Below are 13,289 nucleotides of genomic sequence, written 5' to 3'. Positions count from 1 at the left end.
TTTTACCCTGCGATGACCCATGGCTGATTCCGCTTTTTTCTGCACCCTGTCCCACGAAGGCGTACTCGCGGTCCGCGGCGTGGACGCCGGCAAATTCCTGCAAGGCCAATTGACTTGCAATCTCAACTACCTGAGCGACAGCCGGGCCAGCCTGGGCGCCCGGTGCACCCAGAAAGGCCGGATGCAATCGAGCTTCCGGATCCTGCTCGAAGGTGACGGGGTCTTGATGGCGATGGCCACCGAACTGCTCGAGCCGCAACTAGCGGACTTGAAGAAATACGCTGTATTTTCCAAATCCAAGCTCACCGATGAAAGCGCAGCCTGGGTCCGCTTCGGACTGGAAAACGCCGACACAGCGCTCAGCGACCTGGGCCTGGAGCTGCCGGTCGACACTGACAGCGTGGCTCGCCATGAATCGTTGATCGCCATTCGCGTCTCTCCCGGCCGCGCCGAGCTCTGGGCTCGCGCCGAACAGGCCGATACGCTGCGCACCCGCCTGCGCACGCTGCTGGCCGAAAGCGACCTGAACCAATGGTTGCTGGGCCAGATTCGCGCGGGCATAGGCCAAGTCATGCCGGCCACCCGCGAACTGTTCATTCCGCAAATGCTCAACCTGCAAGCCGTTGGCGGCGTGAGCTTCAAGAAAGGCTGCTACACCGGCCAGGAAATAGTCGCGCGCATGCAGTACCTGGGCAAACTCAAACGCAGACTGTATCGCCTGCAGTTGGAAGCCGATGAACTGCCAGAACCTGGCACCGCCCTTTTCTCTCCCACCCACGGCAGTTCCATCGGCGAGGTCGTCATTGCCGCCCGCACCGAAAGAAATATTGAACTGCTGGCAGTCTTGCAGGCCGAAGCGGCAGAAGATGGAAATCTGCACCTCGGTGCTTTGGAAGGACCCGCGCTACACTTGCTGGACTTGCCTTACGAACTGGACCGCGACCGCGAAATCCAGCGTTGATCGCAACATTTTTCGCAGCACCTAGAGAAACGAAATGAGCGATTTGGCGGATAAGGTCCAGCGGGACTTGGTGGCGGCCATCGATAATGACGACTTGGTCCTGCCGACATTGCCGGAAGTGGCCATGCAGATTCGCCGGGCCGCTGAAGACCCGGAGATCAGCGTCAGCAACCTGAGCAAAGTGATCGGCCGCGACACGGCGCTGTCGGCGCGCCTGATAAAGGTCGTCAACAGCCCGCTGCTGCGAGCTACCCAGGAAGTAACCGACTTACACACGGCCATCACGCGGTTGGGGGTCAACTACAGCAGCAATTTGGCCATCGGCCTGGTCATGGAACAGATATTCCATGCCCGCTCCGAGGTCGTGGAACAAAAGATGCGGGAAGTCTGGCGCAGAAGCTTGGAGATCGCGGGCGTCAGTTACGCGCTGTGCCGCAGCTACACCCATCTCAAGCCTGACCAGGCTGCATTGGGTGGGCTGGTCCACCAGATTGGCGTCCTGCCGATCCTGACGTATGCCGAGGACAACAATGAGTTGCTCTCGGACCCGGTCAGCCTCAACCACGTCATCGAGACGATTCATCCCGTATTGGGGGACAAGCTGCTCAGTGTCTGGGAGTTTCCGGAGAAGCTGGTAAAACTGCCAGGCCAGTATCTGGATTTCAGCCGGGACTCCAGGCAGCTCGATTACGTCGACCTGGTGCAGGTCGCCTCGCTGTATTGCCACAGGGACAGCAATCATCCGCTGAGCAAGATCGACGTGTTTGGAGTGCCCGCGGTCAAGAAGCTGGGCCTGGACCTGGACGACAAGGACCGGTGCGCGGACATCGAAGAGGCGCGGTCGATGTTTTACTGACAAATTTCGCAACCACCACACTTTCATGTGGCGGGGGAGCTTAATCCCGCTCGACTGCGCAGCAGGCGCAAGCTTTTAAGGGCCGCTCGCGACCCAACGGGGATAAATCCCCTCGCCACAGGCCCTCGACTCAGAGTCAGTCTGAGCCAGGGATAAAACTCACCCGCACCTTCAATCCCCCCTCCTGCCCATCATGCAAGGTGATCTGCGCCAAATGCGCCCGGCAGATTTCCCCAACGATCGCCAACCCCAAGCCGGAGCCGGCCACTTGCTGGTTGCGCCGATAGAAGCGCTCGAACACCCGCTCTCGTTCATACAGGGGAATGCCTGGGCCATCATCCTCGACCTCGAGTATCGCCGGTGCGGCGACCCGCAGGATCACATTGCCGCCCGCTGGCGTATGGGCCAGGGCGTTGTCTACCAGATTGCTCAAAAGCTCGTTCAGCAGTGTCGGTTCGCCCCGCAACCAGACAGGCTCCTCGGCTTCCAGGGCCAATGCGACACCCCGCGCATGGGCCAACGGCGCCATGGCCATGCCCAGTTCACGGGCCAGTTGGCTGAGGTCGAGCAACTGCGCGCCGCCCTCGGCAATCGCCCTCGCACCATTTTCCACTCGTGCCAGCGACAGCAGCTGATTCGCCAGATGGGTCAGGCGGTCGGTGCCCTGGGCCGCGCTTTCCAGGGTTTCGCGCCACGTTGGCGGCTCGCTGGCGCGCAAGCCCAACTCCAGGCGCGCCTTGAGTGCGGCCAAAGGGGTTCGCAACTCATGGGCGGCATCGGCAATGAACTGCGCCTGACGTTCGAACTGGCCGCGCAGGCGCTCGGTGAAATGATTCAGGGCTCTGACCAGCGGCCACAGCTCATGCTGGACCTCTATCAGCGGCAAAGGTCGCAAGTCGTCCGGCTGACGCTCTTCCACTGCCGTGCGCAAGCGTTCCAACGGACGCAGCGCGGCACTGACGGCGAACCACACCAACAGCAGCGCACCCACGGCGAGCATGCCCAACCGCAACAGCGTATCGGCCATCAGGCTCCGGGCCATGCTGACCCGCGCCTCTTCGGTTTCCGCCACGCGAATTTCCGCCATGCCATTCATCTCCGGCTCGCTCACGGCCTTGAGCAGGCTCACCACTCGCACATTCTGGCCTTCATATCGAGCGTTGTAGAAACGTGCCAGCGCGGGATAGTCATCGGTGCGCGGCGTACCGGGCGGCGGACCGGGAAGATTCTCGTAACCTGAAATCAGCTTCTGGTGGATGTCGTTGACCTGGTAGTAGATCCGTCCGGCGCTGTCATAGGCGAAAGTATCCAAGGCCACGTAAGGCACATCGGCGCTGAGCGTGCCGTCTCGCTGCGAAAGGCCGGCGGCAATGGTCCGGGCCGAAGCCAGCAATGTGCGGTCGTAGGCGGTATCGGCTGCTTCACGACCGTTCCAATAGGCGCTCAGGCCGCTTGCGAGCATCAGCACCACCAACAGCGATGCCAGGTTGCGCAGCAGCCGCCAACGCAGGCTGTCGGGCTTATGCATCGCGGGTTTCCAACAAGTAACCCAACCCCCGGAACGTCACGATTGCCACCGCATGGCCGTCGAGTTTCTTGCGCAAACGGTGCACGTAGATTTCGATGGCATCGGGGCTAGCCTCTTCATCCAGGCCGAACACTTGGGCCGCCAACTGCTCCTTGCTCATCACCCGACCAGGCCGGGCGATCAACGCCTCCAGCACGGCCTGCTCGCGGGACGTCAGTGTCATGAGTTCGTCGTCGAGGGTGAAGCGACGGGTGTCGAGGTCGTAGACCAGTCCTCCGCAGCGCTGCTGGCGCTCGCCACCCAGCACGCTACGGCGCAGCAACGCCTTGACCCGGGCTTCGAGCTCGGTGAGTTCGAAAGGCTTGGCCAGGTAATCGTCGGCGCCGAGGTTCAGCCCGTGGACGCGGTCCTTGACATCGCTGCGAGCGGTCAGCATCAGCACCGGCAAGGTCTTGCCCCGCGCTCGCAAGCGCGCCAGCACCTCGAATCCGTCCATGCGCGGCAACCCCACATCAAGGACCGCCACCGCGTATTCCTCGCTGCTCAACGCCAGGTCGGCGGCCACCCCATCGTGTAGCACGTCCACCGTCAAGCCCGTGCTCTTGAGGGCCTGGGCGACACTTTCAGCGAGCTGCAGATGGTCTTCGACGAGCAGGACACGCATGGGTTTTTCCTCGATTCAGGGGATGGCCAGCGCCATTCTTTGGCGCGGAGTTTACAGCCGCATCCGCCACTGTGAAGGCAAAAAACATTCTGAAAGCTTTTGAAAGGTTAGCGAAAGGTTCGGCCGTTAGAGTCCTGACACGGACAGTTACGACTGCCGGTCGCGACACACCTCGCGAGCGAAAAACGCCTCGAAGCGTTTTCACCAATAAAAACAATAAAGCGGAGTATTCACCATGCTGTCCATGCAGCCCAAGGCGTCAACGCCCATCCGTCTTTCCAGACTCAACCAGACTACCCTTGCCTGTGCCGCTGCCCGCGCCGATTTCAATCGACGTCTCGGTGCACTCGCGCAGCGCGATCTGCCGCGCCTTTGATCGTCGCTGGTCAGCTACAGCGCCAACGCCTGGCAATGCCTCATTCGCAACACACAACAACAACTCCTGTGGAGACAAAAATGAACCTATCACTGCGTAAAGTAGCCCTGGCCGCCGGATGCCTGATGTTCGCCGGGCAGTTGCTCGCGGCTGATCCATCCAAAGAGCCCAAGCGCCCCGAGTGCATCGCCCCAGCCTCCCCCGGCGGTGGTTTCGACCTGACGTGCAAGCTGGTCCAAAGCGCGCTGCTCAACGAAAAACTACTGACCAAACCGATGCGCGTCACCTACATGCCCGGCGGTGTCGGCGCGGTGGCCTACAACGCGGTGGTTGCACAGCGCCCGGCCGATGCCGGCACACTGGTGGCCTGGTCCAGCGGCTCGTTGCTGAACCTGGCACAAGGCAAGTTCGGTCGCTTCGATGAAAGCGCAGTACGCTGGCTCGCTGCCGTGGGCACCAGCTATGGCGCCATCGCAGTGAAAAGCGACTCGCCCTACAAGACCCTCGATGACTTGGTCCAGGCGCTGAAGAAAGATCCCGGTTCCGTGGTGATCGGCTCCGGCGGCACCGTCGGCAGCCAGGACTGGATGCAGACTGCCTTGATTGCCAAGGCCGCCGGCATCAACCCTCGCGAACTGCGTTATGTGGCCCTCGAAGGCGGCGGCGAAATTGCCACTGCGCTGCTCGGTGGTCACATCCAAGTGGGCAGTACCGACATCTCCGACTCCATGCCGCACATCCAGAGTGGCGACATGCGTCTGTTGGCGGTGTTCTCCGATAAACGCCTGGACGAGCCGGAAATGAAAGACATTCCGACCGCCAAGGAACAAGGCTACGACATCGTCTGGCCGGTGGTTCGTGGCTTCTACCTCGGGCCGAAGGTCAGCGATGAAGACTACGCCTGGTGGAAAAATGCCTTCGACAAACTGCTGGCTTCCGACGAGTTCGCCAAGCTGCGTGACCAGCGCGAGTTGTTCCCGTTCGCCATGACCGGCCCGGAACTGGACACCTACGTGAAGAAGCAAGTGGCTGATTACAAGGTGCTGGCCAAAGAGTTCGGCCTGATCCAGTAACCGTCTCTGTTCTCGCGGCGGCGCTGGTTTTGTCGGCGCCGCCCAGGAGTTAGTCATGCTCACCATCCAACGTATTTTTGCCGCGGTGCTACTGCTGGTCTGTATCGGCCTGGCACTGATGGCTTGGCCCTATCAGGCCGCCTTTTCCTACGAACCGGTCGGTCCGCGCGCGTTCCCCTTGCTGTTGCTGGCGCTGATGGGGCTGGCGCTGCTGTACATGCTGTTTCGCCCTACGCCGGTCGTGCACAGCGAGGACGACCCGCAACTGGACCGTGAAACCCTGCAGAAGATTGGCATCTGCGTGGCACTGCTGCTGGTATTCGCCGGGACCTTCGAACCCCTGGGCTTCATCGTCGCGAGCATCCTGGTCGGTGTGCCGATGGCGCGCCTGTATGGCGGTCGCTGGGTTCCGAGCGCGGTGATCATCAGCCTGATGGCCATCGGTCTTTATCTGTTGTTCGACAAGCTGATGGACGTGCCGCTGCCCCTGGGCCTGCTCGACGTCCTGGAGAATTGATATGGATACCCTGAATTATCTAGGCCAGGGTTTTGGCGTTGCGCTGACGCCGTACAACCTCGTCACCGCGTTGAGCGGCACGCTGATCGGAACTGTGGTCGGCCTGCTGCCGGGCCTGGGCCCGATCAACGGCGTGGCGCTGCTGATCCCGATTGCCTTCGCACTGGGACTGCCGCCGGAGTCGGCGCTGATCCTGCTGGCGGCGGTGTACCTGGGTTGCGAATACGGCGGACGCATCAGCTCGATCCTGCTGAACATCCCCGGCGAAGCCTCCACGGTGATGACCACCCTCGACGGCTATCCGATGGCTCGTCAAGGCCTGGCCGGGGTGGCGTTGTCGCTGTCGGCGTGGAGTTCGTTCATCGGCGCGTTCATCGCCACCTGCGGCATGGTGCTGTTTGCCCCGCTGCTAGCCAAATGGGCAATTGCATTCGGGCCGGCGGAATACTTCGTCCTGATGGTGTTCGCCATTGTCTGCCTCGGCGGCATGGCCGGTGATCGACCGCTCAAGACGTTCATTGCAGCGCTGATCGGCCTGTTCCTGTCTTGTGTCGGCATCGATGCCAACAGCGGCGTCTACCGCTTCACCGGTGACAACATCCATTTGACCGACGGTATCCAATTCGTCGTGCTGGTGCTGGGCCTGTTCTCCATCAGCGAAATCCTGTTGCTGCTGGAAAAAACCCATCGCGGCCAGGAAGCGGTGGAGGCCACCGGGCGAATGATGTTCAACTTCAAGGAAGCGGCCTCGGTCTTCTGGGTGAACATCCGTTGCGGCGTGCTCGGTTTCATCATGGGCGTATTGCCTGGCGCGGGCGCGACCCTGGCCAGTGCCGTGGCCTACATGACTGAAAAACGCATCGCCGGAACCAGTGGCACGTTCGGCCAAGGCGACAAGCGCGGCCTCGCGGCACCGGAAACCGCCATCGGCGGCGCAGCCTGCGGCGCACTCGTGCCGATGCTGACCCTCGGTGTTCCCGGCTCGGGTACCACGGCGGTGATGATCGGCGCGCTGTCGCTGTACAACATCACGCCCGGCCCGCTGCTGTTCCAGCAACAACCGGACATCGTCTGGGGCCTGATCGCGTCGTTGTTCGTCGCCAACATCATGCTGGTGATCCTCAACATCCCGATGATCCGTATCTTCACACGCATCCTGGCCGTGCCGAACTGGGCGCTGGTGCCGGTCATCGCGATCATCACCGGGATCGGTGTCTACGCGGTGCACGCCACCACGTTCGATCTGTTCCTGATGATCGGTATCGGCATCTTCGGCTACATCCTGCGCAAGTTTGATTTCCCGCTGTCGCCCGTCCTGCTGGGGTTCATCCTTGGTGGCCTGATGGAGCAGAACCTGCGCCGTGCGCTGTCGATCTCCAACGGTGCGCTGGAAATCCTCTGGTCGAGTCCGATCACCTTCGGTTGCTGGATCCTGACGGCGATCATGTTGTTCTTGCCACTGCTGCGCATCTGGCGTCGTCGCAGCGCCCAGCGTCGTGCCCTGGCCAATGTCTGAGGCGCCAACCTTCAGACAATGGTGGGGAACACCGCTGGTCGGTCTGGCCGGCGGTTATCTGGCCAGCCTGATCGGCTGGCCGTTGCCCTGGATGGTCGGCTCGCTGTTGGCGATCATCCTGGTGCGCTGCCTGACTCCCTGGCAACTGATGGAAATCCCCGGCGGCCGCAAATGCGGCCAATGGGTGGTGGGCATTGGTATCGGCCTACACTTTACGCCGGTGGTGATGGAACAAGTCCTGAGCCACTTCGGCCTGATCTTCTTCGGCGCGCTGATCACCAGCGTGTCCAGCGTGGTGAGCGTGTGGCTGATGCGCCGCACCGGCGAAGACCGCGCCACCGCATTCTTCTCGAGCATGCCTGGCGGTTCCGGCGAAATGGTCAACCTCGGCGCTCGCAACGGCGCGGACCTCAGCCGTGTCGCAGCGGGTCAGAGCCTGCGGGTGCTGGTGGTGGTGCTGTGCGTGCCGGCCGCTTTCAAGTATCTGCTGGGCGAAGGCACTCCGCTCCACCACGCCGCTACAGTGGATTGGTTGTGGCTGGCGATTCTGTTCCCGGCGGGCGCCCTGCTCGCCTGGATCTGGGAACGCTTGCGCCAACCCAACCCCTGGCTGTTCGGGCCGCTGCTGGTCAGCGCAGCGGTGAGCATCGGTTGGGATTTGCACATCGGCCTGCCCGAGGGTGGCAGCCAGATCGGCCAATGGCTGATCGGCAGCGGCCTGGGCTGTCATTTCAACCGACAGTTCTTCCGCCGGGCACCGTCGTTCATGGGTCGCACCTTGATCGGCACGGTGTTGACGATGCTCATCGCCACCCTCGCAGCCCTCGGACTGAGCACCCTGACCCATCTGGACTTGCGGTCGCTGACGCTCGGCATGATGCCCGGCGGCATCGCGGAGATGAGCCTGACGGCGGAAACGCTACAGTTGTCGGTGCCGTTGGTAACAGCATTGCAAGTCATGCGGCTGTTGTTCGTGCTGTTTCTGGCGGAGCCATTATTTAGGTATTGGACTCGCAAGCCCGATTCGGTCTGATCGTCCGACGGGCTTTTTCCGCCTGCCACTCAGACCGGCGGCAATCGCCAGTCGATCGGCTTCTCACCATTTTGTTCGAGAAACTTGTTGGTCCGGCTGAAATGCCCGCAGCCGATGAAGCCTCGATGGGCCGACAGCGGTGACGGGTGGACCGAGGTCAATACCAGGTGTTTGGTCGCATCGATCAGCTTCTGCTTGCTCTGCGCATGAGCGCCCCACAGCAGGAACACCGAGTGAGGCTGGTGCTCGCTGACCACCTCGATGACCTTATCGGTAAAGTGCTGCCAGCCTTTTTTGGCGTGGGCATTGGCGTTGGCGCGTTCCACGGTCAGGGTAGTGTTGAGTAGCAACACGCCTTGGTCAGCCCAATGCTGCAAATAGCCATGGTTGGGAATGTCGATGTTCAGGTCGCGCTTCAATTCCTTGTAGATGTTTACCAGCGACGGCGGTGTCGGCACGCCCGGCTGTACTGAAAAGCATAGGCCGTGGGCCTGGCCCGGACCGTGATACGGATCCTGGCCCAGTATCACCACCTTGACCTCGTCCAGCGGCGTGGAATTGAGCGCATTGAAGATCAGCGGGGCCGGTGGATAAATCTCCTTGCCCGCCGCATATTCCCCGCGCAGGAACTCGCGCAACTCGGTCATGTAGGGCTGGTCGAACTCGGCACGCAGTGCCTGCTTCCAGCTCGGTTCGAGTTTGATACGATCGTCGGCAGTCATGGTTGCACTCGAAAAAAACAATGGGCGCACCCTAGGAAAGCCTACAGGGCTTGTCAATTGATCTGACGCTGGTCCGGCACTTTCCCACACAGCGGTCATACTGATCATTCAATTTTCTGATCGAGGTCACGATGAATCTGCACTTCGAAGAACTCACCGGCATCAACGGAGCGCGTCTGGGCATCGCCACCCTGGACGCCGAGAAATCCTTGAACGCCCTGTCCCTGCCCATGATCAACGCCTTGCGTGATCGCCTCGACGCCTGGGCCAGGGAGCCGCAGGTGGTCTGTGTATTGCTGCGCGGCAACGGCGCCAAGGCCTTCTGCGCCGGCGGCGAGGTCCGTAGCCTGGTGGAAGCCTGCCGCGCCCAACCCGGCGAAGTGCCGCCCCTGGCTGCGCAGTTTTTCGCGGCGGAATACCGGCTGGATTTCAATCTGCACACCTACCCCAAGCCCTTGTTGTGCTGGGGTCATGGCTATGTGCTTGGCGGCGGCATGGGTCTGCTGCAAGGCGCCAGTACGCGGATCGTCACGCCAAGCAGTCGCCTGGCCATGCCGGAAATCAGCATCGGCTTATATCCAGATGTAGGCGCCAGCTGGTTCCTGTCGCGCCTGCCCGGCAAGCTTGGCCTGTTTCTCGGCCTGACCGGCGCCCACATGAACGCCCGGGATGCGATTGACTTGGGCCTGGCCGACCGCTTTCTGCTTGATGAGCAACAGGACGATTTGATCGAGGGTCTTCTGCAGCTCAACTGGCAGGAGCAAACCGAGATGCAGCTCAACAGCCTGCTCAAGGCGCTGGAGCAGGAAGCCGTCGGCCAGTTACCGGATGCGCAATGGTTGCCGCGCCGGCAGAAAATCGACGAATGGCTGGACGTCAGTGATGTGCGCTGCGCCTGGAAAGCCCTCAGCTTGCTGCTGGACCATCCGGATCCGCTGATCGCCCGGGCGGCCAAGACCATGACCGAAGGCTCGCCGCTGACGGCGCACCTGGTCTGGGAGCAGATCAGCCGCGCGCGCCATCTGTCGTTGGCTGGAGTGTTCCGCATGGAATACACCCTGAGCCTGAACTGCTGCCGTCATCCGGAATTCAGCGAAGGCGTACGGGCGCGGTTGATCGACAAGGATCACAAACCCCGCTGGCACTGGCCTGACATCAACCATGTGCCCGAAGCGGCAGTAGAGGCGCATTTCCACAAGGCATGGGAGGGGCGCCATCCATTGGCGGATTTATCCAACGAGTAAACGGCCGACCCGCAGCACACCCATCACTTCGCCTGATAGATGATCCCAGGGCTGCACTGAACCATCTGGTAATGATCCGGCAAGCCGTTCAATGCCTCGGACGCGCCAAGGAACAGATAGCCGCCCGGCTTCAGGGTGCTGTGGATACGCAGCAGGATGTCCTTCTTCACTTCAGCGGAGAAATAGATCAACACGTTGCGGCAGAACACGATGTCGAACTTGCCCAGGCTGGCGTAGCTGTCGAGCAGGTTGAACGAGCGGAACTCCACTCGGCTCTTGATGGGCGCCTTGACCACCCATTTGCCTGGCCCTTTCGGGTCGAAGTAACGTTGCAAGCGATCAGGCGACAGGCCACGGCCAATGGCCAGGCTGTCGTACTCGCCGGTCTTGCAATTGTTGAGCATAGTCCCCGACAGATCGGTGGCGACGATTTGTACGCCCATTTTCAACTGGCCGAGGTTCGTCCTTTCGAACTCGTCGATGGACATCGACAGCGAATAAGGCTCCTGCCCCGACGAACAGGCCGCCGACCAGATACGCAAGCGTTGGCCCGGGCTGGCCTTGATGGCCGCCGGCAAAACCCTGTTCTTCAATACTTCGAAGGGATAGGTATCACGAAACCACAGGGTTTCGTTGGTGGTCATGGCGTCCACCACCATCTCGCGCAAACCGCTGCGCGGCTGGGTCTGGATACGCTGGACCAGTTCGCCCAATGATTTGATGCCCTGCTGTTCCATCAATTTATTGAGACGGCTAGACACCAGGTATTGCTTGTTTTCACCAAGCAAGATGCCACAGGCTTTTTCCAGGAAGACCCGGAACTGTTCGAAATCCAAATTACCCGTAGACAAAATACCGCCTCTTTTCACTGTATTGACTTGCCGGGCGCACAACGCGCCCGACCTTTTAACCTGCTGACTTGATGCGTTCGACCACCCGGGAAGCCAGGTCATCGGGTCGGAACTTGGCCAGGAAATCATCGGCACCGACCTTCTTGACCATCGCCTGGTTGAACACCCCGGACAATGAAGTATGCAAGATGATGTGCAGCTTTTGCATACGCGGGTCGCTGCGGATCTCCGATGTCAGCGTGTACCCGTCCATCTCCGGCATCTCGATATCGGAGATCATCATCAGGAATTCTTCTTCCGGTTTCTTGCCTTCCTCGACCAGCTTGCGCAGGTAATCCAGCGCTTGCCGTCCGTCGTTCAGGGCGACCACTTCGACGCCGATCGTTTGTAGACAACGGGTGACCTGCTTGCGTGCCACCGATGAATCGTCGACGGTCAGCACACGCAGCGAAATCGCCTTGTGCTGGGTCTCTGCATCCACTACACCGACCGAAATCGCCTCTGGGGTCGGCGCCACTTCGGCGAGGATCTTCTCCACGTCGATGATTTCCACCAGCTGGTTGTCGACTCGCGTCACCGCCGTCAGGTAGTGGTCGCGGCCAGTGCCCTTGGGTGGCGGGTGGATCTCCTCCCAGTTCATGTTGACGATGCGCTCCACCGATCGCACCAGAAACCCTTGGGTCTTGGTGTTGTACTCGGTGATGATCACGAATGGGTTGCTCTGGTCCAGCAGCCGGCCGGAACCGGTTGCCATTGCCAGATCGAGAATCGGGATGGTCGCTCCCCGGATATTCGCCACACCGCACACGACGGGACTGGACTTCGGCATCAACGTCAGCTTAGGGCATTGCAGCACTTCGCGGACCTTGAATACGTTGATCCCATACAGTTGTTGGCCATCGAGACGGAACAACAACAGCTCCAGGCGATTCTGACCGACCAGCTGTGTGCGCTGGTTTACCGAATCCATCACTCCCGCCATGCCCTGACTCCTACCTAACGCTAATGTGTCCGACGCGCATTCATCACTAAACGGCACGGGGCTTGCTATTGAACCGGCATGAACGCACAAACGACATTTTCTCGACGCCTGACCACTCACTGCCGCCACTGGCTCGGTGCGTTGCTGGCTGCCTGCCTGCTCGCTTCGGGCGGTCCTGCCCTCGGTGCTGCTGCGGTAACCTTGCCTGATCTCCTTATCGGCGTCACTCAGGGCTTTCTTGAGTTCACCGTAGAAGACTATCTGGCAACCACTCAAACCGAAGGTCGTTACGAGATCGAAGTCAACCAGCTCGACCCGCGCATGCGGATGCCGATGTGCGACAAGGAATTGACTGCCTCGCTGGAGAGCCCAGCCAGGCCCCTGGGCCGCGTCACAGTGAAGGTTCGTTGTGACAGTGCCGCGCCCTGGACGGTGTTCGTGCCCGCTCAAGTGCGCCTGTTTCGGGAGATTGTCACCACCACTCGCCCGCTCAAGCGTGCCGGGATTGTCGAGCCTCAGGATGTGGTGCTGCGTGAACGTGATGTCAGCCAGATTACCCAGGGTTTCCTGACCTCCGTCGATCAGGCCATCGGGCAGAAACTTGTCCGACCAATGGTCGCTGATCAGGTCGTTACCCTCGTGCACCTGGAACAAGCCGAAGTGGTCCGCAAGGGCGATCAGGTCGTGATCACCGCGCGCAGCGGCACCCTGGCCGTGCGGATGCCCGGCGAAGCCCTGTCCAACGGCGGCATGCGTGAACAGATTCGAGTGAAAAACCTCAACTCCCAGCGGGTCATCAAGGCGCAAGTGACCGCGCCGGGCCAAGTGGAAGTGGCTATGTAAGGAGGGTGACAGGCTGGCGCTTGACCTCGGTGTTCCCTAGACTGTGCCTACGCAAAGGCAAGCGCAGATGTGCGCACGTTCATTTGATAAATGAGCCTAAAGTTTATTTGGGAATGGCCGAAA

13 protein-coding genes are annotated in these 13,289 nt (G+C 60.9%); 8 read left to right on the top strand and 5 right to left on the bottom strand.

All coding sequences use genetic code 11. From position 1 onward, the window contains the following. Positions 1-19 precede the first annotated feature (19 nt). Together ygfZ and HU742_RS06340 are read left to right on the top strand one after the other, a co-directional pair. Positions 20-961, top strand: coding sequence for a CAF17-like 4Fe-4S cluster assembly/insertion protein YgfZ (gene ygfZ / locus HU742_RS06345; RefSeq protein WP_186643708.1), 942 nt, complete (start codon positions 20-22; stop codon positions 959-961). A gap of 34 nt (positions 962-995) precedes the next feature. Further along, positions 996-1,817 carry an HDOD domain-containing protein gene (locus HU742_RS06340; protein WP_186635956.1) on the top strand — a complete coding sequence of 274 codons (822 nt, stop codon included), beginning with the start codon at positions 996-998 and terminating at the stop codon, positions 1,815-1,817. 136 nt (positions 1,818-1,953) lie between these two features. On the opposite strand, the gene HU742_RS06335 is transcribed toward HU742_RS06340, so the two are convergent. Both HU742_RS06335 and HU742_RS06330 read right to left on the bottom strand, forming a co-directional pair. Further along, the gene (locus HU742_RS06335) at positions 1,954-3,345 is read right to left on the bottom strand and encodes a sensor histidine kinase (RefSeq protein ID WP_186635953.1); all 1,392 of its coding nucleotides are present in this window, start codon (positions 3,343-3,345) and stop codon (positions 1,954-1,956) included. Then, positions 3,338-4,009, bottom strand: a complete 672-nt coding sequence (locus HU742_RS06330) for a response regulator (protein ID WP_186612242.1) — start codon at positions 4,007-4,009, stop codon at positions 3,338-3,340. The genes HU742_RS06335 and HU742_RS06330 overlap by 8 nt, the downstream gene beginning before the upstream one ends. A gap of 456 nt (positions 4,010-4,465) precedes the next feature. On the opposite strand from HU742_RS06330, the gene HU742_RS06325 reads away from it, so the two are divergent. The 4 genes from HU742_RS06325 to HU742_RS06310 are packed head-to-tail and all read left to right on the top strand — an operon-like array spanning position 4,466 to position 8,524. Further along, positions 4,466-5,458, top strand: a complete 993-nt coding sequence (locus tag HU742_RS06325; protein ID WP_186643705.1) for a Bug family tripartite tricarboxylate transporter substrate binding protein — start codon at positions 4,466-4,468, stop codon at positions 5,456-5,458. Positions 5,459-5,513: 55 nt separating this feature from the next. Next, on the top strand, positions 5,514-5,975 hold the full coding sequence (locus tag HU742_RS06320; RefSeq protein WP_186635947.1) for a tripartite tricarboxylate transporter TctB family protein: 462 nt from the start codon (positions 5,514-5,516) through the stop codon (positions 5,973-5,975). A 1-nt stretch (position 5,976) separates the two neighbouring features. Then, positions 5,977-7,491 (top strand): tripartite tricarboxylate transporter permease, encoded by a 1,515-nt coding sequence (locus tag HU742_RS06315; protein WP_186635944.1) that lies wholly within the window; start codon positions 5,977-5,979, stop codon positions 7,489-7,491. Next, positions 7,484-8,524, top strand: a complete 1,041-nt coding sequence (locus HU742_RS06310) for an AbrB family transcriptional regulator (protein WP_186635941.1) — start codon at positions 7,484-7,486, stop codon at positions 8,522-8,524. Before HU742_RS06315 ends, HU742_RS06310 begins: the two co-directional genes overlap by 8 nt. Positions 8,525-8,553: 29 nt before the next feature. Here HU742_RS06310 and ung read toward each other — a convergent pair whose 3' ends face one another. Beyond that, complete coding sequence (ung, locus tag HU742_RS06305) at positions 8,554-9,246, bottom strand: uracil-DNA glycosylase (RefSeq protein WP_186635938.1); 693 nt, start codon at positions 9,244-9,246, stop codon at positions 8,554-8,556. Between the two features lie 131 nt (positions 9,247-9,377). Here ung and dspII point away from each other — a divergent pair, with 131 nt between their 5' ends. After that, a complete protein-coding gene (gene dspII, locus HU742_RS06300) occupies positions 9,378-10,490 on the top strand; it encodes an enoyl-CoA hydratase/isomerase DspII (RefSeq protein WP_186612248.1) in 1,113 nt (370 codons plus the stop codon). Positions 10,491-10,513: 23 nt separating this feature from the next. On the opposite strand, the gene cheR is transcribed toward dspII, so the two are convergent. Both cheR and HU742_RS06290 read right to left on the bottom strand, forming a co-directional pair. Then, a complete protein-coding gene (cheR, locus tag HU742_RS06295) occupies positions 10,514-11,341 on the bottom strand; it encodes a protein-glutamate O-methyltransferase CheR (RefSeq protein WP_186635932.1) in 828 nt (275 codons plus the stop codon). 55 nt (positions 11,342-11,396) lie between these two features. Further along, on the bottom strand, positions 11,397-12,323 hold the full coding sequence (locus HU742_RS06290; protein ID WP_186612250.1) for a chemotaxis protein CheV: 927 nt from the start codon (positions 12,321-12,323) through the stop codon (positions 11,397-11,399). Between the two features lie 78 nt (positions 12,324-12,401). On the opposite strand from HU742_RS06290, the gene flgA reads away from it, so the two are divergent. Then, positions 12,402-13,166 (top strand): flagellar basal body P-ring formation chaperone FlgA, encoded by a 765-nt coding sequence (gene flgA / locus HU742_RS06285; protein ID WP_186643703.1) that lies wholly within the window; start codon positions 12,402-12,404, stop codon positions 13,164-13,166. The last annotated feature ends 123 nt before the right edge of the window (positions 13,167-13,289 follow it).

Source organism: Pseudomonas marvdashtae (genome assembly GCF_014268655.2).
Taxonomy (GTDB): Bacteria; Pseudomonadota; Gammaproteobacteria; order Pseudomonadales; family Pseudomonadaceae; genus Aquipseudomonas; species Aquipseudomonas marvdashtae.
This window is presented reverse-complemented; position numbering and strand designations above follow the sequence as displayed.

Coding starts and splice junctions, on each gene's coding strand:
- ygfZ (WP_186643708.1), top strand. CDS start 20: ATGGCTGATTCCGCTTTTTTCTGCACCCTGTCCCACGAAGGCGTACTC.
- HU742_RS06340 (WP_186635956.1), top strand. CDS start 996: ATGAGCGATTTGGCGGATAAGGTCCAGCGGGACTTGGTGGCGGCCATC.
- HU742_RS06330 (WP_186612242.1), bottom strand. CDS start 4,009: ATGCGTGTCCTGCTCGTCGAAGACCATCTGCAGCTCGCTGAAAGTGTC.
- HU742_RS06325 (WP_186643705.1), top strand. CDS start 4,466: ATGAACCTATCACTGCGTAAAGTAGCCCTGGCCGCCGGATGCCTGATG.
- HU742_RS06315 (WP_186635944.1), top strand. CDS start 5,977: ATGGATACCCTGAATTATCTAGGCCAGGGTTTTGGCGTTGCGCTGACG.
- HU742_RS06320 (WP_186635947.1), top strand. CDS start 5,514: ATGCTCACCATCCAACGTATTTTTGCCGCGGTGCTACTGCTGGTCTGT.
- HU742_RS06290 (WP_186612250.1), bottom strand. CDS start 12,323: ATGGCGGGAGTGATGGATTCGGTAAACCAGCGCACACAGCTGGTCGGT.
- HU742_RS06335 (WP_186635953.1), bottom strand. CDS start 3,345: ATGCATAAGCCCGACAGCCTGCGTTGGCGGCTGCTGCGCAACCTGGCA.
- HU742_RS06310 (WP_186635941.1), top strand. CDS start 7,484: ATGTCTGAGGCGCCAACCTTCAGACAATGGTGGGGAACACCGCTGGTC.
- dspII (WP_186612248.1), top strand. CDS start 9,378: ATGAATCTGCACTTCGAAGAACTCACCGGCATCAACGGAGCGCGTCTG.
- ung (WP_186635938.1), bottom strand. CDS start 9,246: ATGACTGCCGACGATCGTATCAAACTCGAACCGAGCTGGAAGCAGGCA.
- flgA (WP_186643703.1), top strand. CDS start 12,402: ATGAACGCACAAACGACATTTTCTCGACGCCTGACCACTCACTGCCGC.